The sequence below is a fragment of the Chryseobacterium artocarpi genome (assembly GCF_001684975.1).
In the GTDB taxonomy this organism is placed as follows: domain Bacteria; phylum Bacteroidota; class Bacteroidia; order Flavobacteriales; family Weeksellaceae; genus Chryseobacterium; species Chryseobacterium artocarpi.
In genome coordinates this window covers 418,522-439,073 of the sequence record NZ_MAYH01000045.1, presented here as the reverse complement: position 1 = coordinate 439,073, position 20,552 = coordinate 418,522, and the positions used below count along the sequence as shown (strand labels likewise).

Annotated in this window: 18 protein-coding genes; 16 read left to right on the top strand and 2 right to left on the bottom strand. The window is 36.2% G+C overall.

All coding sequences use genetic code 11. The annotated features are described in order from the left end of the window. The first annotated feature begins 3 nt into the window (after positions 1-3). The 11 genes from dnaB (at position 4) to BBI01_RS16745 (ending at position 15,596) form a co-directional block, all read left to right on the top strand. The gene (gene dnaB / locus BBI01_RS16795) at positions 4-1,590 is read left to right on the top strand and encodes a replicative DNA helicase (protein WP_065395793.1); all 1,587 of its coding nucleotides are present in this window, start codon (positions 4-6) and stop codon (positions 1,588-1,590) included. A gap of 106 nt (positions 1,591-1,696) precedes the next feature. Beyond that, positions 1,697-2,173, top strand: a complete 477-nt coding sequence (rnhA, locus tag BBI01_RS16790) for a ribonuclease HI (RefSeq protein WP_065395792.1) — start codon at positions 1,697-1,699, stop codon at positions 2,171-2,173. A 162-nt stretch (positions 2,174-2,335) separates the two neighbouring features. Continuing rightward, on the top strand, positions 2,336-4,594 hold the full coding sequence (locus BBI01_RS16785) for an FIDD domain-containing protein (protein ID WP_065395791.1): 2,259 nt from the start codon (positions 2,336-2,338) through the stop codon (positions 4,592-4,594). 102 nt (positions 4,595-4,696) lie between these two features. Further along, on the top strand, positions 4,697-6,958 hold the full coding sequence (locus tag BBI01_RS16780) for an FIDD domain-containing protein (protein ID WP_065395790.1): 2,262 nt from the start codon (positions 4,697-4,699) through the stop codon (positions 6,956-6,958). 121 nt (positions 6,959-7,079) lie between these two features. Further along, on the top strand, positions 7,080-7,706 hold the full coding sequence (locus BBI01_RS16775) for an NAD(P)H-dependent oxidoreductase (RefSeq protein ID WP_065395789.1): 627 nt from the start codon (positions 7,080-7,082) through the stop codon (positions 7,704-7,706). 30 nt (positions 7,707-7,736) lie between these two features. Next, the gene (gene nadB, locus BBI01_RS16770) at positions 7,737-9,308 is read left to right on the top strand and encodes an L-aspartate oxidase (RefSeq protein ID WP_065395788.1); all 1,572 of its coding nucleotides are present in this window, start codon (positions 7,737-7,739) and stop codon (positions 9,306-9,308) included. A gap of 13 nt (positions 9,309-9,321) precedes the next feature. Next, positions 9,322-10,182: a carboxylating nicotinate-nucleotide diphosphorylase gene (gene nadC, locus BBI01_RS16765; RefSeq protein ID WP_065395787.1), complete on the top strand. Its 861-nt coding sequence runs from the start codon at positions 9,322-9,324 to the stop codon at positions 10,180-10,182. 208 nt (positions 10,183-10,390) lie between these two features. Next, positions 10,391-12,961: a TonB-dependent receptor gene (locus BBI01_RS16760; RefSeq protein WP_065395786.1), complete on the top strand. Its 2,571-nt coding sequence runs from the start codon at positions 10,391-10,393 to the stop codon at positions 12,959-12,961. A gap of 84 nt (positions 12,962-13,045) precedes the next feature. Continuing rightward, positions 13,046-13,483, top strand: a complete 438-nt coding sequence (locus BBI01_RS16755) for a hypothetical protein (RefSeq protein ID WP_065395785.1) — start codon at positions 13,046-13,048, stop codon at positions 13,481-13,483. 67 nt (positions 13,484-13,550) lie between these two features. Then, on the top strand, positions 13,551-14,540 hold the full coding sequence (locus BBI01_RS16750) for an aspartate-semialdehyde dehydrogenase (RefSeq protein ID WP_065395784.1): 990 nt from the start codon (positions 13,551-13,553) through the stop codon (positions 14,538-14,540). 57 nt (positions 14,541-14,597) lie between these two features. After that, positions 14,598-15,596 (top strand): cation diffusion facilitator family transporter, encoded by a 999-nt coding sequence (locus tag BBI01_RS16745; protein WP_065395783.1) that lies wholly within the window; start codon positions 14,598-14,600, stop codon positions 15,594-15,596. Between the two features lie 15 nt (positions 15,597-15,611). On the opposite strand, the gene BBI01_RS16740 is transcribed toward BBI01_RS16745, so the two are convergent. Then, entirely contained in the window at positions 15,612-16,055 is a 444-nt protein-coding gene (locus BBI01_RS16740) for an exosortase F system-associated membrane protein (protein ID WP_065395782.1), read from the bottom strand. Continuing rightward, on the bottom strand, positions 16,042-16,722 hold the full coding sequence (gene xrtF / locus BBI01_RS16735; protein ID WP_228394030.1) for an exosortase family protein XrtF: 681 nt from the start codon (positions 16,720-16,722) through the stop codon (positions 16,042-16,044). Before xrtF ends, BBI01_RS16740 begins: the two co-directional genes overlap by 14 nt. Before the next feature lie 96 nt (positions 16,723-16,818). Here xrtF and BBI01_RS16730 point away from each other — a divergent pair, with 96 nt between their 5' ends. The 5 genes from BBI01_RS16730 (at position 16,819) to BBI01_RS16710 (ending at position 20,367) form a co-directional block, all read left to right on the top strand. Then, positions 16,819-17,835 (top strand): aminoglycoside phosphotransferase family protein, encoded by a 1,017-nt coding sequence (locus BBI01_RS16730; protein ID WP_065395780.1) that lies wholly within the window; start codon positions 16,819-16,821, stop codon positions 17,833-17,835. Between the two features lie 66 nt (positions 17,836-17,901). After that, positions 17,902-18,318, top strand: coding sequence for a RapZ C-terminal domain-containing protein (locus tag BBI01_RS16725; RefSeq protein ID WP_083190134.1), 417 nt, complete (start codon positions 17,902-17,904; stop codon positions 18,316-18,318). 44 nt (positions 18,319-18,362) lie between these two features. Beyond that, positions 18,363-19,076: a nucleotidyltransferase family protein gene (locus BBI01_RS16720; protein ID WP_065395778.1), complete on the top strand. Its 714-nt coding sequence runs from the start codon at positions 18,363-18,365 to the stop codon at positions 19,074-19,076. Positions 19,077-19,085: 9 nt separating this feature from the next. Continuing rightward, entirely contained in the window at positions 19,086-19,838 is a 753-nt protein-coding gene (locus BBI01_RS16715; RefSeq protein WP_065395777.1) for an LOG family protein, read from the top strand. A gap of 58 nt (positions 19,839-19,896) precedes the next feature. Further along, positions 19,897-20,367 (top strand): DUF6702 family protein, encoded by a 471-nt coding sequence (locus BBI01_RS16710; RefSeq protein WP_228394029.1) that lies wholly within the window; start codon positions 19,897-19,899, stop codon positions 20,365-20,367. Positions 20,368-20,552: the final 185 nt, after the last annotated feature.

The following is a 20,552-nucleotide window of genomic DNA, read 5'->3' as shown; positions in this document are numbered from 1 at the left end:
ACCATGGCGCAGAAAGAAACATTATCATCCCTTACACACGGAAACTTTGCAAAAGAACTTTCTATTGCGGATGGAAAAATGCCTCCCAATGCAGTGGATTTCGAAAGACTTGTTATCGGAACTTTTTTGATTGACAAAAAAGGTCTTGACCACTCCATTGACCTTCTTACCCCTGAGGTATTTTACGATCCAAGACACCAAGTCATTTTCTCTACCATCCTGAAGCTTTACGAAGGCAATCATCCGGTAGACTTAATGACCATTATTCAGGATTTAAAAAAAGAAGACAAACTAAGCCAGGCTGGCGGTGATCATTACATCATTGATCTGACTATGGGAGTAAGTTCATCTGCGCACATTGAATACCACGTGCGTGTTATTCTTGAAAAATATATTTTAAGAAGCCTTATTAATGTTTCTGCTAATGTAATTGATTCTTCTTACAAGGAATCAACTGATGTTTTTGAACTTTTGGATAAAGCTGAACAATCTTTCTTTGAAATCACCAATGGTACGATCAAAAAAGGGTTCGATACAGCAAACTCATTAGTAAAACAAGCAATTGATACAATTAAGTCTCTAAAGGACAAACAAGGTCTTTCCGGAGTTCCTTCAGGATTCAGAGATGTAGATAAAGAAACTGGTGGTTGGCAGAATTCTGACCTTATCATCATTGCGGCACGTCCCGCGATGGGAAAAACGGCTTTCCTTCTTTCAATGGCAAGAAACATTGCCGTAGGTCACAAAATTCCAATGGCACTATTCTCTCTCGAGATGGCATCAGTACAGCTTATCACAAGGATGATTGCTTCTGAAACCAGAATTTCTTCTGAAAAATTGAGAAAAGGAACTCTTGACGATGAAGAATGGCAAAGACTATTCTCTAATGTATCTGAATTGGAAAATGCCCCGTTATATATTGATGAAACGCCATCACTTTCCATATTTGACTTCCGTGCAAAATGCCGAAGACTTGTAATGCAGCATGGGGTAAGACTCATCATGGTGGATTACCTTCAGCTGATGACTGCCGGTAGTGGCGGAAAAGGAGTAGGAAACCGTGAACAGGAAATTTCCATGATCTCACGTTCATTAAAGGCAATCGCAAAAGAATTAAATGTTCCGGTAATTGCACTTTCTCAGCTTTCACGTAGTGTGGAGACCCGTCCCGGAAAAAGACCTCAGCTTTCAGATCTAAGGGAATCCGGAGCGATTGAGCAGGATGCCGATATCGTATCTTTCATCTTCAGACCGGAATATTATAAAATTACCGTTTGGGATAATGATGAGGAAGGACAGGAAACCTCAACTGAAAATCAGGCAGAATTGATTATCGCAAAACACAGAAATGGTGCTACAGCCGATGTAAGATTGTCTTTCTTAAAGCATTTCGCAAAATTCGGAGATATTGAAGCCGCTTTTGATGGTGGCGCAGGAGGAGGATACCCATCTAACTTCGGAGAACCAAGTGGTTTTGATAAAATAAAGACGACTATCCAGCCAGGAGCAGCCTTTGATCTCCCTGACAGCTCAAAACTTTCTGGATCATCCATGAATGATTTTGATGATGATGATGATTTTCCATTCTAAGTTTTAGTTTTTTAAATTAATACTTACAGACAATTACTTCGTTAAAACATTCGTATGATTTCTGTAATATCAGAAGTTTAGTATAATTCAATTTTATAAGACAGGCTTGAAAATCGAAATTTACACAGATGGCGCATGCAGTGGAAACCCGGGAAAAGGTGGATATGGAATTCTCATGCGCGTTCCTGAAAAAAATTATCAGAAGACATTTTCTAAAGGTTTCAGAAAAACAACGAATAACAGAATGGAGCTTCTTGCCGTAATCACCGCTCTGGAAAAACTGAAGTCTACAGAAAATGACATCCATGTGTATACAGACAGCAAATATGTATCTGATGCGATTAACCAAAACTGGATTACAGGATGGATTAAAAGAGGCTGGAAAAATGTAAAAAACCCAGATCTTTGGAAACAGTTCGTTGAGCTATATAACAAGCACACTCCTAAAATGCACTGGATAAAAGGACATGCAGGACATTTTGAGAACGAGCTTTGTGACAAGCTAGCCGTTGCAGCAGCAGCTTCTCCAGATCTCGAAATTGATACTTATTTTGAAGGATTAGATAATAACTCTTTATTTTAATTTAATTAATAAAATTTCACAAATACGCAGATAAGATTCATTATTTTATCATAACAAATATTATTTTCTGAATAATAATTAATTTTTTTAACAAAATTAACATTAAATACATATTTTTTAGTTTGGATTTAATATCTTTACAAGATGCTAAATCCCAATTAAATGAATAAAAATTTATCACTTTATCTTTCTATTCTTTTATTTTTATTATCTGGATATTCATTCGCCCAGACCTACCAACTGACCGGCAATCCTATAAATGCTACAGGATGGACAACCGTTTCTCCTGCACAGGTAAGTGGTGATTTCGTTCAGCTAACACCAGACGCTACCAGTCAATCTGGCTCTATCAGGCTGAATGAACCTATCAACTTGAAATATTGTGATAAATGGAAGGTAGAGTTCGATTTCAGAATGGATTCCAACCAAACCTTTAACGGAGATGGGCTTGCATTCTGGTATCTCGCCAATCCACCGGTAGCAAGTGTATTAGGTTCGGGACTAGGAGTCTCACAAAATGCAGTTGGACTTATTGTAGGATTTGATACTTACAACAATACAACAACTGCCACAATGAGCAAAGTACATGTTGCCTATGGGCAGGTAACAAACACAAGTGACACCAATAATGTAGAGTTTTTTAATGTTCCGGGAAGTTCCTTCCATTCTCCAGATCTGAATTCAACACAACCTTTTCAAGGGACAACCTTTAAGCACGTTGAAGTAACCGCAGAAGTAGATCCCAACACTCCTACTAACTGGATCATAAAAATAACTATTGACGGAAATCAAATCTGTAATCAGACTTTCGCCCCATCAGGTACAGCTGCTGCAATGACGGTAGGATATTTTGGATTCTCTGCTTCTACAGGATCTGCAAGATCAAGACACTCCATTAAAAATGTTAAAATATATACCGATAAGGTTTCTATCTTAAATAACTCGGCAACTCAATCTTTCTGCCCCAACCCTACCACAGGCTATGGGAGCGTAAATTTGACAAGTTTTAATTCTCAGTTTATCAATAATCCTTCAAATTACACTTTCACTTATTATCCTTTAGGAAGCTCCACTCCTATTTCTAATCCCACGAATTATCAATTCAACGCCAATACAACTGTAACCGTAGTCATAAAAGATAACGCAGGTGTTCTCTGTGACAACCCTGATGGAAAAATCCTGTTGACACTAGCCCCCTTGAAAGCTGAAGATAAAACACTCATTGGATGTAATAACAACAAAGCAGGAACTGCTATTTTTAATCTTAATTCTGCTGCTGTAACAGATATTCCGGGAGTTGGTAAAAAATATTACAAAACCCTGGATGATCTGAATGCAGGAACTAATGAAATACTATTTCCTGACACTTACTCATCCCCTCCAGGAATTGTATATGTAAAAGTAACAACCCCGCAAGGGTGTGTAGGCACGGCAAAAATCACCCTTACATTTTATCCTGAAACACCTATAAAGGAAGCAACGCTCCAATCTTGTTTTATTGAAGGAAATATCTTCAATGCAGTTTTCGATCTGACAACAGCCGATGTAACTTCTTTAACGACAGGATTCAGTAAAAAATACTACACTTCAGTTGCCAATGCACTTAACGGCACGAATGAAATTATCAACCCGCTACAATACATGTCCGTAAGCACAGCAGTTTATGCAAAAGTAACGGATGCAAACGGTTGTTTTTCTCTTGCTAAGATCAATCTTTTTGTTATTCCCCCAGTAAAATCGTCAATATTAAAGGATAAAACTATTTGTATTGAAGAAAAAACGGATCTGGATGCAGGTCCTGGTTTTAGCGAATACCTATGGAGTACCGGAGAAACATCTTCATCTATTAAAAATATAGGAGTGGGTGAATATTGGGTAAAATTAAAAACCGGAAATTGTTATACCACTCAGATTGTAAAGGTAATGTCATCTCCCAATCCTGTTATTTCAAGTGTTGACATTAATAATAATGCAATCACAGTCAATGCAACAGGAGGAACTCCACCATATCAGTATTCTCTGAACGGAGCTGATTGGCAGACTTCCAATACTTTCACAGGTTTAGCCCGAGGTGAAGTAAAAATTTTCGTGAAGGATTTCTACAATTGTGTACCTGTTCATATTCAGATCACTATTCCAAACCTCATCAATGCCATAACGCCAAATGGTGATAATGTAAATGATTTTATAGATTATTCCGCATTAGCTTATAAGAGAAACTTGCTTTTTGTGGTATATGACAGATATGGAAACAAAATCCATGAAGCAAATAAGATAAGAAACTTCACATGGGACGGTACCGCTTCAGGAAAAAGGATACCTACAGGAACTTACTGGTATACTATTTCATGGAACGAAAATAACAAAGCCAATACAGAAACCAAATATTCAGGCTGGGTATTGGTAAAAAACAGAGAATAACGCTTTAAAACAAACATAATTCAAAAATTATCAATATTTCAATTTAATACATGATTACAATTTGACCATTCAAAACAACTAACAACCCATAACTTTTCCTCTATGAAAAAAAATATACTCTTTTTTTTATTGGCTATTTTATTTTGCCTTCCTGGAAAATCATTTTCACAAACTTACCAACTTACTGGAAATCCAGTCAGTACTACAGGCTGGGATCTTGTTTCAGATGCTGTTGTAGATAATGATTTCATAAGGCTTACTACTGATCAGACAAGCCGATACGGAGCCATTAAGTTATCTACTCCAATTACTTTGAGCTATTGCGATAAGTGGAAAGTAGAATTCGATTTTAGAATTGACGGAAACGGAACTACTCAATTTGGAAGAGGAGACGGATTCACATTCTGGTATCTTGCTAACCCTCCTACAGGCTTCGTATCAGGAGGAGGATTAGGAATTCCTGCTAATGCTTCCGGACTGATGGTAGGTTTTGACATCTTCAACAATACCACTGAAGGTCAGATGAGTAAAGTTCATCTTTTATATGGAACAAATAATACTGCAGGAAATAATATTGAGTTTAACAATACTGCCGGAAGCACATTCCACTCTCCGGATCTTAATGCGACCATTCCTTTTGTAGGAAATACTTACAGACACGTAGAAGTAAACGGAGAGACAGACCTTAGTAATCCTACCAACTGGATTATTAAGATCAAAATAGATGGCACCCTTATCGTTGATCAGTCTTTTGCTCCTTCAGGTAATGCGGCGGGAATGACTCAAGGATATTTTGGATTCTCAGCAGCAACAGGAGGAGCCAGCGCCAGACACTCTATTAAAAATGCTAAAGTATTTGTAGATAAAGTGCCTATTTTAAACAACACCGTCAGTCCGTTCGTATGTACAAATCCGGCTACAGGACATGGTACCGTAGATCTTACTTCTTATAATTCACAATTTGTAAATAATCCCGGGAACTATATTTTCACTTACTATATATTAGGTGATCCTGTTCCAATTGCCAATCCATCAAGCTTTCAATACACAGGAAACACAACAATCAAGGTTGTCATAAAAGACCCCACATCTACCCTTTGTGATAATGGTGATGGAATTATACAACTCACCCCTACCCCATTTGCCGCAACCGATGCAACTCTTACGGGATGTAATAACAACAATGCAGGGACAGCAACTTTTGATCTCGATGCTGCTGATGTAACCACATTAACAGGAGTAACTAAAGAATTCTATCCAACATTATATGATTTGAATGCCGGAACAAACCAAATCACCAATCCTTTTGCCTACGCATCAGGTCCCGCTACAATATATGTAAAAGTGACCACCGCCCAAGGATGTGTAAGTACCGCAAAAGTCACATTAAAACTTCACCCTGAAGTTACTGTAAACAATGTCCCAATATCATCTTGCTTTATAGAAACTAATCCATCTACTGCTCTTTTTAATCTTTCCTCAGCAAGCGTTACTTTAATGAATGGGACTACAAAAAAATATTACCCTTCTTTAACCGACGCTATCGACGGAACTAATGAAATATCCAATTCCACGACTTATATAGCGCCAAGTGGTGTAGTATATGTAAAAGTTACCAGCAATTCAACCGGCTGTTATTCTATTGCTAAAATTACTTTGACAGTAATTCCTCCCACCTATTCCCAGGTTCTGAAGGATCAAATAATTTGTATGGAAAGCAAAACAACACTAGATGCCGGACCTGGATTTAATGCTTACGAATGGAGTACCGGTGCAACAACTCAGAAAATCACCAATGTAGGCGTTGGAAGCTATTGGGTAAAATTAAAAACCAGAGAATGTTCCGTAGTACAAACCGTTACTGTTTATGCATCAGAAAATCCCGTAGTTTCAAGTATTGATATTTCAGGAAGCACTGTTACAGTATATGTAAAAGGAGGAACACCACCTTACCAATACTCAATAGATAATGTACTTTGGCAGGACTCTAATACTTTTACTAATGTAGTAAGAGGAGAAGCAAAGATATATGTAAAAGACAGCTACAACTGTCAGCCTGTTGAAGTCAACATTACTGTACCTAATCTTGTAAACGTAATTACCCCTAATGATGATGGTATCAATGATTCCATCGATTATTCTGCATTAGCAGTCAAGAAAGGTCTTGAGGTAAATATTTATGACAGATATGGCGTTCAGATTTACCAGGCAAATAAAGACAACAAGTACAGATGGGACGGAACCGCAAACGGAAGAAGAGTTCCTACCGGAAATTACTGGTACTCCGTTTCATGGAATGAAAACAACAAAAACAGCACTCCTGTAAAATTTTCAGGCTGGATAATTGTTAAAAACAGAGATTAATCACATTTTCATTCATATTATAAAGATCACTCCGCTATTCGGGGTGATTTTTTGTATTCATTGAGAGGATATATTTCATTTAAAAGACTCTTTATTCATATTCAATTCTTAAATTTGTACAATGAACTATTTGGAGGCTTTAAGCAGAAGATACTCTGTAAAAAAATTTAATAATCAGATCATTCCTCAGGAAACACTTCACAACATTCTTGAGTCAGGAAAGTTGTCTGCAAGTTCTTTGGGACTTCAGCCTTATAAGATCATCATTGTAGAAAGTGAGGAAATGAAACAGAAATTAATTCCTGCTTTTTATAATCCATCACAAATTTCCACCTGTTCTCACCTTGTTGTCATTATTTCAAAAAAAACGATTGAAGAAAGCTATATCCGTGGCTATTTCAATCACATTTCCGAGGTAAGAGAAATTTCTCTTGAACAGCTTGATCCATTCAAAAATAGTATCAGCCAGCATATTAATCAAAAAACACAGGATGAAATCTTCAACTGGGCAGAAAAACAGTCTTATATAGTATTGGCAAATCTTATGTATGCCGCCGCTATTGAAAATATTGACTCTTGCCCCATGGAAGGTTTCCGCCAGGACCTGATAGAAGAAATTCTGAACATAAACTCAGAGACAGAAAAAGTAACCGTCACCCTCGCTTTAGGCTACCGTTCTGAGGAAGATCACTTCCAGCACATGAAAAAAGTAAGAAAACCAAACGAAAAATTGTTTAAATTTATTTAATATTTAAATGATTGTACCTAAAGCCAGCATATGATAAAAGCGGATGTATTAGTAATTGGTTCCGGGATTTCCGGACTTTCCTATGCCATTAAAGTTTCTGAACAGCTCCCTGATGCCAAAATCATTATTGTAACCAAATCTGATGAAGACGAAAGTAATACTAAGTATGCGCAAGGAGGACTTGCTGTAGTTACAGATTTTCAGAAAGACAACTTTGAAAAACACATTGAAGACACCATGCGTGCCGGAGATGGGGAAAACAAACGCAATGTTGTAGAAATGGTGGTGAAAGAAGCCCCCGCAAGATTCAATGAAATTGTAGAATGGGGCGCACAATTCGATATGAAGAATGGCAAATTTGCCTTAGGAAGAGAAGGAGGTCATACAGAAAACAGAATCGTACATCATAAAGATATCACTGGATTCGAAATCGAAAGAGCATTACTTGAGACAGCCAACAACAGCCCCAATATTGAAATCCTTGATCATCATTACGTAATTGATATCATTACTCAGCACCACGTTCCCGGAAAAGAGCTTAATGAAGGAGACATACACTGCTATGGCGCTTATATTCTGGATGAGAAATCCAAAATAATCAAAAAAATCACCTCTAAAATAACACTGGTCGCTACAGGAGGAGCCGGACATGTCTATAAAAACACTACCAATCCTACTATTGCTACCGGAGACGGAATTGCTTTCGTAGCACGTGCAAAAGGTAAAGTTTCCAATATGCAGTATTACCAGTTCCACCCTACCGCTCTATACAACAAGATTGACGGAATGCTTTTCCTAATTTCTGAAGCAGTACGAGGTGACGGAGCAAAACTGAGAACCAAAAGAGGCGAAAAATTCATGCAAAAGTATGATGAGCGTGAAGAGCTTGCTTCAAGGGATATTGTAGCAAGAGCCATCGATAATGAAATGAAGATTTCAGGAGATGAATATGTAGGTTTGGATTGCCGTGAGATGAGCCAAGAAAGATTTTTAGAACATTTCCCTAACATTTATAAAAAATGTAAGGATGAAGGAATTGATCCTTTCACACAATTAATCCCTGTAGTTCCGGCATGCCACTACCTTATGGGAGGAATTGAAGTAGACAGAGACGGACAGTCTTCCATCAGAAATCTTTTTGCTGTAGGAGAATGCACCAATTCAGGATTACACGGAGCCAACAGACTTGCTTCAAACTCTCTTCTTGAAGGGTTGGTATTCGGACATAATGCTGCGATGAAAACCGTTAACCTCTTAAATGAAAATCATTTCAACTTCGATGACCTTAAAGCCGTTCCGGAATGGAATGAAGAAGGAATGAAAATCATGGATGAAATGGTAATTGTCAGCTACCTGAGAAAGCAGCTTCAGGAAATGATGAGTGATCTGGTAGGAATTGTAAGAAGCAACAGACGTCTGAATATGGCACTACAGAAACATCAGGAAATCGCAGCTGCCGTAGATGAAATCTATCACTACTCTATTCTTTCACCACAATTATCTGAATTAAGAAACTTAACTACCGTTGCTCACCTTATCATTACCCAATCTATGGAAATGACAGAAAATAAGGGAGCATTTTACAATAAAGATCTAGCCTAAAAAACATATTATAATGAAAAAACCAAGCTACGTTACCGATAAAGCATTAAAGACATTTATAAATAATGCCTTAGAAGAGGATATTCAGGATGGTGATCATTCTACACTTTCTACTATTCCAAAAGAGCTGGAGCAAAGTGCAAAACTCTTGGTAAAACATGATTGTATCCTTGCAGGAGTAGAATTGGCTGAGATCATTTTCAAAACCTTTGACAAGAATCTAAAGGTTGAAACATTTATCAAAGATGGTGAGGCAGCAAAAGTGGGAGACATCGCTTTTATCGTAACAGGAAGTGCAAGATCGATTTTATCTACAGAAAGGCTTGTTCTTAACTGCATGCAAAGAATGAGCGGGATCGCAACGCTTACTCACGATTGGGATTCAAGATTGGTAGGAACAAAAACCAAACTTTTAGATACAAGAAAAACAACTCCGAATTTTAGAATATGTGAAAAATGGGCAGTTGCAATAGGTGGCGGAACCAATCACAGATACGGTCTTTATGATATGATCATGCTTAAAGATAATCATATTGATTACAACGGAAGCATTACGAATGCCGTAAAAATGGCAAAGGAATATGTTAAAAAGACCAAGAAAAAGTTAAAAATCGAGGTTGAAACAAGAAATCTGGAAGAAGTACAGGAAGCAATCAATGCAAAAGTTGACAGAATCATGCTTGATAACATGGATGTTAAAACAATGAAGCAGGCTGTAAAGATGATCAATGGTTCATGTGAGTCCGAAGCATCAGGTGGAATTACCCGTGATATGATTAAGGAAATTGCTACCACAGGGGTTACATATATATCTGTAGGAGCCCTTACACACTCGGCTGAGAATATTGATTTGAGTCTCAAAGCAGTGAAATAGCGTTGTATTTTTAACAAAAACAGTCCTATTTTATTAAAAATTCAATAACATGACTTTTTTCATACAAAAATTCAATTTTTATTTACAATATTGAGAATCAGATACTTGATATTATTAAGACTGATTAAAAATTAACATTGAGTTAATAATAGTTAAATTTAATTTTGCGAATTTTGCAGAAAATTAAATCTAATTATTACTAACGATTATGAAATTAATCAACAAATCGATGCTAACTGCAGTAATTACTTTATCTACAGCTAGTGTCTATTATGCTCAACAAGTTCAGGACTCTACAAAAATTAAGTCCAATGATATTGAACAAGTTGTATTAACTGGTGTTGCAGATATCGCTAAAGATAGAAAAACTCCAGTAGCAGTTTCAACGATTAAAGAAGCACAAATTGTTGAAAGATTAGGTAACCAGGAATTCCCTGAGATCCTAAACACAACACCATCCGTTTATGCTACTAAAAGTGGAGGTGGTTTTGGTGACTCTAAACTGAATATTAGAGGATTTAGCCAAAACAATATTGCCGTAATGGTAAACGGTATGCCTGTAAACGATATGGAAGGAGGATCAGTTTACTGGTCAAACTGGGCAGGATTATCTGATGTAACTTCTGCAATGCAGGTACAAAGAGGTCTTGGATCATCCAAATTAGCAATTGCTTCTGTGGGTGGTACTGTAAATATCATTACAAGAGCAGCTGACAAAAAGCAAGGCGGAGTTGTTTCTCTAGGAGTTGGTAACAATGACTATGTAAAATCTCTTTTCGCTTACAATACAGGAAAATCTGAAAAAGGATGGTCTTCTTCATTCTTAATGTCTAGAACTGCAGGTTCTATGTACGCAGACGGAACTAAATTTGAAGGATACAACTACTATTTCGCAGTAGGATACAAAAAGCCAGGAGGTAACCATGACTTTCAGTTTACAATTACTGGAGCTCCACAATGGCACAACCAAAGATCATACGCAATCGCTATTTCCGATTATATTAAATACAATCCAGATCATGATGGAACTCCGGACAGAAAATATAACTCAGACTGGGGTTATCTGAACGGAAGACAATATTCTGCAAGAGTAAACTATTACCACAAGCCAGTAATGTCATTAAACTGGGACTGGACAATGAGTGAGAAGTCAAAACTTAACACTGTATTATATGGTTCTTTTGGTAGAGGTGGAGGAACAAACACTACCGGTACTGCTAACGGAAAGAGCTTAAGTACTTTCAGAGATCAGAATACTGGATTATATAATTTTGATAATGTATTTGCAGCTAACCAAGCTTCTACACCAGATAAAGGAGTACTTATCAGAAACGCATCTATCAATTCACACAACTGGTTTGGTTTAATTTCAAGCTTCAACCACACTATCAATGATAACTTTAAGTTCTCTGCGGGTGTTGATGCAAGATATTACTATGGATACCACTATCAGGTAGCAACTGACTTATTAGGAGCAAGCGGATATATTGATAAAAACAATAAAAATATTCCACCTAACTTGGTAACAGCAGTATCTAAACCAGAAGCTAGCTGGAACCCATTTGGAGGAAAAATTGATCCTATGAGCAATAGAATCGGATATAGTAACGATGGTGAAGTACTTTGGTACGGAGCTTTCGGACAGTTCGAATATACTAATGATAAAATCTCAGCATTTATTCAAGGGTCAGTATCTAACCAAGGATTCCAAAGAATTGACAACTTCATTATTGACGGAGTTTCAACTTCTAAGAGAGGAGAAATCATGAATACTAAAACTGGTTTCAAAAATCTTTTCGGATACAACGTTAAAGCAGGTGTTAACTATAACATCAACGAGCAGCACAACGTTTTCGGAAATGTTGGATACTATGAGAAACAACCATTCTTCAATGCAGTATACAGAAGTAACGAGAACATCGTATCTCCGGATCTTACAAACGAAAAAATCTTCGGTGTAGAATTAGGATATGGATTCAGATCTGCAAACTTCAATGCTAACGTTAACATATACAGAACAACTTGGGATGATAGATACCTTAGAAAATCTAACCTAAGAGATGTTGTTGCAGGTAAAACTGCTTATGTAGAAATGAACGGACTGAATGAGGTTCACATGGGAGTAGAAGTAGATGCTAACTATACTCTTAATAAGGTATTAACCATCAATGGTATGTTCTCTGTAGGAGATTGGTACTATAAAGGAAATGCTAATGCAACTCTTTTTGAAGACAGTACAAACCAACCTCTTAACTTCCCAGGAAGTACAAGTAACGAAGCTACATTATACTTAGATAAAGTAAAAGTAGGTGATGCTGCACAGATGACAGCTGCTTTAGGAGTAACAGTAAAACCTGTTAGAAACCTAAGCTTCGATGCTACTTGGAGAAATACGAACAACCTATATGCGAGCTTAGATGCGTTCAACTTCAGAACTCAAGCTGCAGCTCAAAAAGGAACATTAGAATTACCAAGCTACAACCTATTTGATTTAGGTCTATCATATAGAATCAACCTAAACAGCAAACAGTATTTCACGATCAGAGGTAACGTTTATAACTTATTTGATACAACATACATTGCTGAGTCAAATACAAATACTCACGCTAACCTTTCAGCTCAGGAATATGCTGAAATCAAAGGTGGAACTGTTGCAGGTCTTGCTAAAGAATATGCAGCTTATCAAGCAGCAGGTAATTATAAAGGAGTTAGCCAAACTAACCAGGTATTCTTCGGATTCGGTAGAACTTGGACTGCAACTCTATCATTCAACTTCTAATTATCACAATATTAGATTTTATAAATATGAATCCCGGCTTTGAGCCGGGATTTTTGTTATCTTTGTCTATAAAAAAAATAGATTATGGATTTTTACAAGATTTTACTTAATGCCCACAAAGGATTCGGATATCTGGAATTACTTTTAGTGACATTATTTATCATTGCACTTTTAGCAACCATGTTTGGTTTCAGTGGAAAAGTGAACAAGTTTTTAAAGAAAACTACACTTTTCACAATGATTTTCTTTCACGTTCAATTTCTAGCAGGACTTTTCTTATTATTTGTTTCACCTGGTGTGAAGGCAGCTTTGGCTTCCGGAACATTAATGAGCGATGCCTATGCAAGATTCCAATATGTTGAACACCCATTCTCTATGCTTATTGCAGCAGTATTAATGACTATCGTTAACAAAAAAGTAAAATCAAACGATACCATCTCTATCGGAGTTGTGATCATGGGATTGATTGCAGTAGGTTTATTTGCATTCGCTTTCCCTTGGACAAGAGTCTTTGGAGCTTAAAACAAACAAAGAAATTATATGCGTTATAATTTATAAATAGTTTAATCTTAAATTTTTAATTAAATCAATGAAAGTAGCTGTAGTAGGTTCAACAGGAATGGTTGGACAAGTTATGCTTAAAGTTTTGGAGGAGAGAAACTTCCCTGTAACAGAATTAATTCCGGTAGCATCCGAAAAATCTGTAGGTAAAAAGGTGAAGTATAAACAGAAGGAATTTACGATCGTAAGCATGAAAGACGCTATAGCTGCCAAACCGGATATTGCGATTTTCTCTGCGGGCGGTTCTACATCTCTTGAATTTGCACCTCTATTTGCAGAAGCAGGAGTAACGGTAATCGATAACTCTTCAGCATGGAGAATGGACCCAGATAAAAAATTGGTTGTTCCTGAAATCAATGCAGATGTATTGACTAAAGAAGACAAGATCATTGCAAATCCGAACTGTTCTACCATTCAGTTGGTAATGGTTTTAGGACCTTTGAACAAAAAGTATGATTTAAAAAGAGTAATTGTTTCTACTTACCAATCTGTAACAGGTACAGGAAAAGCTGCCGTAGATCAGCTAAATGGTGAAATCAGTGGAAATGAAACTGAAAAAGTATATCCATATCAGATCTTCAAGAATGCATTACCTCATTGTGATGTATTCGCTGATGATGATTATACTAAAGAAGAAATTAAACTGATGAAAGAGCCTAAGAAAATCTTAGGAGATGATACATTCAATTTAACAGCAACTGCAGTAAGAGTTCCGGTACAGGGAGGTCACTCAGAAAGTGTAAACATCGAGTTTGAAAATGAATTTGAACTGGATGAAGTAAGAAAAATTTTATCTGAAACACCAGGAGTCGTAGTAATGGATGACGTTAAAAACAACCACTACCCGATGCCTCTGTATTCCGAAGGAAAAGACGAAGTTTTCGTAGGAAGAATAAGACGAGACCTTTCACAGCCGAAAACGCTTAATCTCTGGATTGTAGCAGACAACCTAAGGAAAGGAGCCGCAACCAACGCTGTACAAATTGCAGAATACCTTGTAGCAAACAACTTAGTATAAACTAACAAAATAAAAAAGAGTCTCAGAATTGAGATTCTTTTTTTTATCAAACATAGTATGAAAACCCAGAAGAATACCCACAAAGACAAAATAGGATTCCAGAAGATCATTGCTACTTTCGGAGTCATTCTTTTCGTTGGCAAAATCATCGCCTGGAAACTTACCAATTCTGATGCTGTATTTTCTGATGCAATGGAAAGTATTGTCAATGTTATCAGCGCATTTATGGGGCTTTATTCACTCCATCTTGCAGCCAAACCTAAAGATGAAGACCATCCGTATGGTCATGGGAAAGTAGAATTCGTCACTTCGGGTATTGAAGGGGCTTTGATTGCCATTGCAGGGCTTATGATCATCTATGAAGGCGTACACAGTCTTATCGTAGGGAAAACCCTGAGCAAAATTGATCTGGGAATCTGGATCATTGCAGCCACAGCTGTTATCAATTACCTTTTAGGATATATTTCCATCAAAAAAGGAGAAAAGGAAAACTCTCTGGTGCTTATATCCTCTGGAAAACATCTTCAATCTGATACCATTACAACACTGGGTGTGGTGGCGAGTTTAGTGGTCGTATATTTTACAAAGATCTATTGGCTGGACTCTGTTGTTGCATTAATTTTTGGGCTTTATATCATCTTTGTAGGCTATAAGATCGTTCGTAAATCGCTAAGCGGAATTATGGATGAGCAAGACCCGGAAATTTTAAACCAGGTCATCAGAATCCTTGAAGAAAACAGACAAATAGAATGGATTGATGTACACAATATGAAAATTCAGCAATTCGGGGCTTCACTTCATATAGATGCTCACATTACCCTTCCTTGGTATTATGACCTTCGAGACGCTCACAGTGAAATGGAAAAAGTCATTATTCTTCTTGCAAAAAACATCAAACGCAGCATTGAATTCAATTTCCACATGGATGACTGCAAACCTATTTCATGCACCATCTGTCAAATCAAAGACTGCCCTGTTCGTGAAAAAGAGTTCGTAAAAAGAGTGGAATGGACTCCTGAAAATGTGACAAGCGTAGATAAACATACCACAGAATAACTGAAAAAAATAATCCTAGCTTTTTTTATTCTTAACCAACATCTGCTTCCTATAATAGAACATGGGAATGATCAGTAAAATAATCAAAGGCTGAATCACAAACCTTCTCATATAAAAGGAAAAAAGATACCCTATTCCGAATTGATCATAGATACAGTAAAAATAAATAGGCAACGCAATAGCAAAAACGATCATCATCATCACAGCTCCCTGCATCGTCCATTGCTTATTCTTAAAAATCCCTTGAATAATCAGACAGGAAAAAAACAGATTCAGAGCAAATCTGAAAAGATGCCCTAAGATTAGTTTTCCCCATTCAAAAGATGGAATTTCTATATTCTTATTCGCTTCATGAAAATATCCCAGAAAAGGATCATAAAAAAGACTCTCTTCCAGTCCTCTTACTCCTATCAGACCACAGATTCCTGAAATAATTAAAATCCAGTTAAGCACTTTCATGTTTTAAAGCAAAAAATTTAATCCATATCAACCAAAGTACGACAACACTTCCATAGATTGCAGCCGGAAACACAAAATCATGAAACATTTTTCCGTATTCCTTGTGCTCAGCCATCACGACATTTAAACCTACAATTCTCAAAAGGTTCATGATATAAAGTATAACCAAGCTTGCCCCTACAAAAACAAAAGTTTTGGATCCTTTATAAAAAGCAAAAATAAAAGAGACAAATAATATCATTACTGAAATTGCATTGCAACCTTCCACCATTCGCGTTACATATTGTTCTTTTACGTAAAACCAAACCTGTTCATTTTTCACATCATCATAAAGTGCTGATGGATAATTCAACACATTCTGTACAGCATTTACCTGATTCGCAATAATCCTTGAAAAAGGGTCCAATCCGAAATCCTTGCTTCCATTCAGATAAAATTGATACGCAAAAAGCAACACCAAATAAATAATGATGAAACGAAGTAAAATACCCAACACCGGCTTAAAGTCCTTTAGCATACTACAAAGATAAAAATTCGAATGTAATATCCTGAACCCGAATGGAGAAAGTTCAAATACCGTTCTATCAAAGGAATTAATCCTATAAAAAGCCACTAATAAGTGATAAATCACTACAATTATCTTCTTAACATTAATAAAAATCTCCATTCAAACACCACTTTTTCCCCTATTTCATTCTAATTAAAAACAAAATTAACTCTCCATTTCCAACTCATGTTAAATTAGTATATTTGTTTTCATATTATGACTTCCGAAAACGCAAAACGATTTTTTGAAAACCATCTGGGGAAAAAATCCACTGAATTTATCACACTGGCTCAAAGTGGTTCGGCGAGAGTAAATTTCCTGTCCGAAACAGATTCTGAAAAATACATCATCACTTACAATGAAAATATTCCGGAAAACGAAAGCTTTCTGTATTATTCTAAGGTCTTTTCAGATTTGAAACTTAATACACCTTCTATTTTCATTATTTCTGAGGACAGGAAAATGTATATACAGGAGTTTTTAGGTGAAAACACACTTTCAGAAATTATTACTAAGGAAAATCTATCGCCTAGAATAAAAAGTTTAGTACAACAAACACTGGAAAAACTTTTCAAGCTGCAAATTGCAACTCAAGGAAAAATAGATTTCACCAAGACGTTTGAATATGAAAGTTATGATGAACTTCCCATTATTCATGATCTTTATTATTTTAAAAACTTTGTTGCGGATGTTCTGGAGCTTGAATATAACAAATCTACTCTACTGAAAGAATTTAAAAGAATAGCTGAACGGGTTGAGAAACTTGAACCCAAAGGAATTATGATTCGTGATTTTCAGGCAAGAAATATAATGGTAAACGCAAAAGACGAAGTTTCATTTATTGATTACCAGTCTGCGATGAAAGGACCATTGATGTATGATGTCATTTCTTTCTTATTTCAGGCAAAAGCAAATTTTCCCGAGGATTTTAAAAATGAAATGTTAAATTTCTACGTTCAATTGTTTGAAAATCAAGAAATCCAAAATCAACTAAAAGACTCGGTTAAGCCAATTCAAATGATGAGATTTCTTCAGGTATTAGGCGCTTATGGCTTCAGAGGACTGATCCAAAGGAAACAGCATTTCATTACCAGTCTTGAACAGGGGATACAAAATATTACACAATTTGTGGCTTCCTGGGATGAGATGAAAAATTATCCGGAGCTCACAAAAGTAATTCAGCAATTGACATTAGAAGAAACTAAAATAAAAATTGAGAGAATATTAAATTGATTCATAAATCATTTTTTACCTAACTTAAAATACCTTAATGGTTAAATCTAAAAAATAAAGAAGAAAATGCTACACATCGACATACACAGTTTTTCGTACAAGAAAGGAGGAATTCCAAAAGATGATTCAGGAAACGGAGGCGGCTTTGCTTTTGATTGCAGAGGAATCTTAAACCCAGGAAGAATTGAAGAATATAAAACTCAAACCGGTAATGACATTGGAGTTCAGGAGTATCTAGAAACAAAAACTGAAATGCCAAAGTTTTTAGACCTGATAAAATCTCTTGTATCCATTAATATTGAAGATTATCTGGCTAGAGGATTTGAAAATCTTCAAATCAACTTCGGATGTACTGGCGGGCAACACAGATCTGTATATTCGGCGATAAAAATTGCTGAATTCATCAAGGAAAAATATCCGAACGGAACAGAAGTTACCATTCACCACGACGAACAACCACAACTGAACATTAGTAATCCGTAATATCTTTACATTACCCATTACTTATCATTTATTACTCATATTATATGAAGGCTCTTATTTTCGCAGCAGGAAAAGGTACCAGACTGAAGCCCTTTACAGACCATCACCCAAAAGCTCTGGCAAAGGTAAATGGTATTCCTCTTTTGGAAAGAAATATCAATTATCTTAAAAGTTTTGGTATAAAGGATTTTGTGATCAACATCCATCACTTTGGAGATCAGATTGTTAATTTTTTAAATAAAAATGATCAATTCGGTTGTAAAATTGAAATCTCCGATGAAACCAACGAACTACTGGAAACCGGAGGCGGCTTGATTTTTGCTAGAAAATTTCTAGATCATGGAGAAGATTTTTTAATCATGAATGCTGATATTTTAACCAATATAAACATCAATGCATTGGTAGAATATCATAAAAAGATAAAAGATTTTGCTACTTTAGCAGTTTCGGACCGTGAAAGTTCGAGAAAACTCCTTTTCAATGATGACATGGTTTTAAGAGGTTGGCTGAATGTACAATCAGGAGAACAAAGGCTTGCTGAATTCAACAAAGGGTTTAAAGCACTTGCCTTCAGTGGTGTTCATTGCATCAATCCTGTCATCTTTGAAAAAATAAAAAGAAAGGGCAAATTTTCTGTTATGGAAGAATATCTGGATTTAATGCAGACCGAGCATATTCACGGTTTTGTACATGACAGTATTCTGATAGATGTCGGAAGACCGGAATCTGTAATAGAAGCCGAAAAACATTTTAAATAATTTTTGCAAATGGAAATTGATGGAACTAGGGATGAAAGTTTAGTGAATCCGGAATTTGACATTAACGAAACAAAGCTACACAACAGCTTCAGACAAAAAACATGGGATGAAACAATCACCAAAGACAGCTGGATGGTCTTTAAGATCATGGCTGAATTTGTGGATGGGTATGAAAAACTTGCCAAGATTGGTCCTTGTGTATCTATTTTTGGTTCAGCACGTCTGAAACCGGAGGACAGATACTACGAAATGGCTGTTGAAATTGCTGAAAAAATAACCAAATTAGGTTTTGGAATCATTACCGGAGGTGGTCCCGGCATCATGGAAGCTGGAAACAAAGGTGCTTTCAATGCTAAGGGTAAATCAATCGGGCTTAATATTGATCTTCCGTTTGAGCAACATTTTAATCCATATATCAATAAGTCTTATTCTATGAACTTTGATTACTTTTTCGTGAGAAAAGTAATGTTTGTGAAATATTCTCAAGGTTTCGTAGTAATGCCTGGAGGTTTTGGTACTTTGGATGAACTGACTGAAGCACTTACTCTTATTCAAACCAACAAAATCGGTAAATTCCCGATTGTATTAGTAGGAAGTGAATTTTGGGGTGGATTATTAGATTGGTTCAAGGCAACTCTCTTAAAAGAAGGAATGATTGCTGAAGACGATCTTGATCTTTACAGAGTGGTAGACACTGCAGATGAGGCAGTAGCGCACATTAAGGCTTTTTATGATAAATATTCTGTGAATGTAAATTTTTAATTGGCATATTATTTGTGAACTATAACTAACAAGTATGATTGTAAATCTATTAATTAAGATGAAAAAACTTTTATATATATCAGGAATTTTAACATTTTTTGTGTTAATGAGTTTTATGTATGTAGACTTTTTCTCTTCAATGACCAAGGTGGATTATATTGATGGAAGCAAGACATTGAAGTTTACCACAAAAATGAATACAAGCCATATCTCTGATGCAATTAAGATCAATCCGAACACAGCCGGATTTGAAGCAGAAGTGAAAAAATACGTGAATAATAATTTTGATGTATTTGTGAATGGTGCTCCCAAAACAATTACCTTCACCGGCAGTCAGATAAGCGGAGAAACTGTATGGGTATATTTTGAGACCGGAGGGGTTTCGGACATTAATACCTTAAAGATAAAAAATACGATCCTTTTAAGCGCTTTTCCGAAGCAAATCAACCTGGTTAATATCGCCTACAAAGGCAGCCAGAAAACGATGAACTTCCAGAGAGGAAAAGAAGTGAATGAAGTTTCTTTTTAATCAAATAATTTTGTAATATAAAACCACTGCATTAGCGGTGGTTTTTTTGTTTGCTAAGCATCCCCAAATCCCGCTTCATACATAATACTTTCGCATCGGAATGATCTTTAAGTTATTATTTAACCTTGTTTTAGCTCTTAATAGATTAAAGATTCCTGTAGACTTAGCATTAATCATATTTTAGT

Coding starts and splice junctions, on each gene's coding strand:
- BBI01_RS16730 (WP_065395780.1), top strand. CDS start 16,819: ATGACTTCCGAAAACGCAAAACGATTTTTTGAAAACCATCTGGGGAAA.
- nadB (WP_065395788.1), top strand. CDS start 7,737: ATGATAAAAGCGGATGTATTAGTAATTGGTTCCGGGATTTCCGGACTT.
- nadC (WP_065395787.1), top strand. CDS start 9,322: ATGAAAAAACCAAGCTACGTTACCGATAAAGCATTAAAGACATTTATA.
- BBI01_RS16780 (WP_065395790.1), top strand. CDS start 4,697: ATGAAAAAAAATATACTCTTTTTTTTATTGGCTATTTTATTTTGCCTT.
- BBI01_RS16725 (WP_083190134.1), top strand. CDS start 17,902: ATGCTACACATCGACATACACAGTTTTTCGTACAAGAAAGGAGGAATT.
- BBI01_RS16750 (WP_065395784.1), top strand. CDS start 13,551: ATGAAAGTAGCTGTAGTAGGTTCAACAGGAATGGTTGGACAAGTTATG.
- BBI01_RS16755 (WP_065395785.1), top strand. CDS start 13,046: ATGGATTTTTACAAGATTTTACTTAATGCCCACAAAGGATTCGGATAT.
- BBI01_RS16785 (WP_065395791.1), top strand. CDS start 2,336: ATGAATAAAAATTTATCACTTTATCTTTCTATTCTTTTATTTTTATTA.
- BBI01_RS16760 (WP_065395786.1), top strand. CDS start 10,391: ATGAAATTAATCAACAAATCGATGCTAACTGCAGTAATTACTTTATCT.
- dnaB (WP_065395793.1), top strand. CDS start 4: ATGGCGCAGAAAGAAACATTATCATCCCTTACACACGGAAACTTTGCA.
- BBI01_RS16740 (WP_065395782.1), bottom strand. CDS start 16,055: ATGAAAGTGCTTAACTGGATTTTAATTATTTCAGGAATCTGTGGTCTG.
- BBI01_RS16710 (WP_228394029.1), top strand. CDS start 19,897: ATGAAAAAACTTTTATATATATCAGGAATTTTAACATTTTTTGTGTTA.
- BBI01_RS16745 (WP_065395783.1), top strand. CDS start 14,598: ATGAAAACCCAGAAGAATACCCACAAAGACAAAATAGGATTCCAGAAG.
- BBI01_RS16715 (WP_065395777.1), top strand. CDS start 19,086: ATGGAAATTGATGGAACTAGGGATGAAAGTTTAGTGAATCCGGAATTT.
- BBI01_RS16775 (WP_065395789.1), top strand. CDS start 7,080: ATGAACTATTTGGAGGCTTTAAGCAGAAGATACTCTGTAAAAAAATTT.
- BBI01_RS16720 (WP_065395778.1), top strand. CDS start 18,363: ATGAAGGCTCTTATTTTCGCAGCAGGAAAAGGTACCAGACTGAAGCCC.
- xrtF (WP_228394030.1), bottom strand. CDS start 16,722: ATGGAGATTTTTATTAATGTTAAGAAGATAATTGTAGTGATTTATCAC.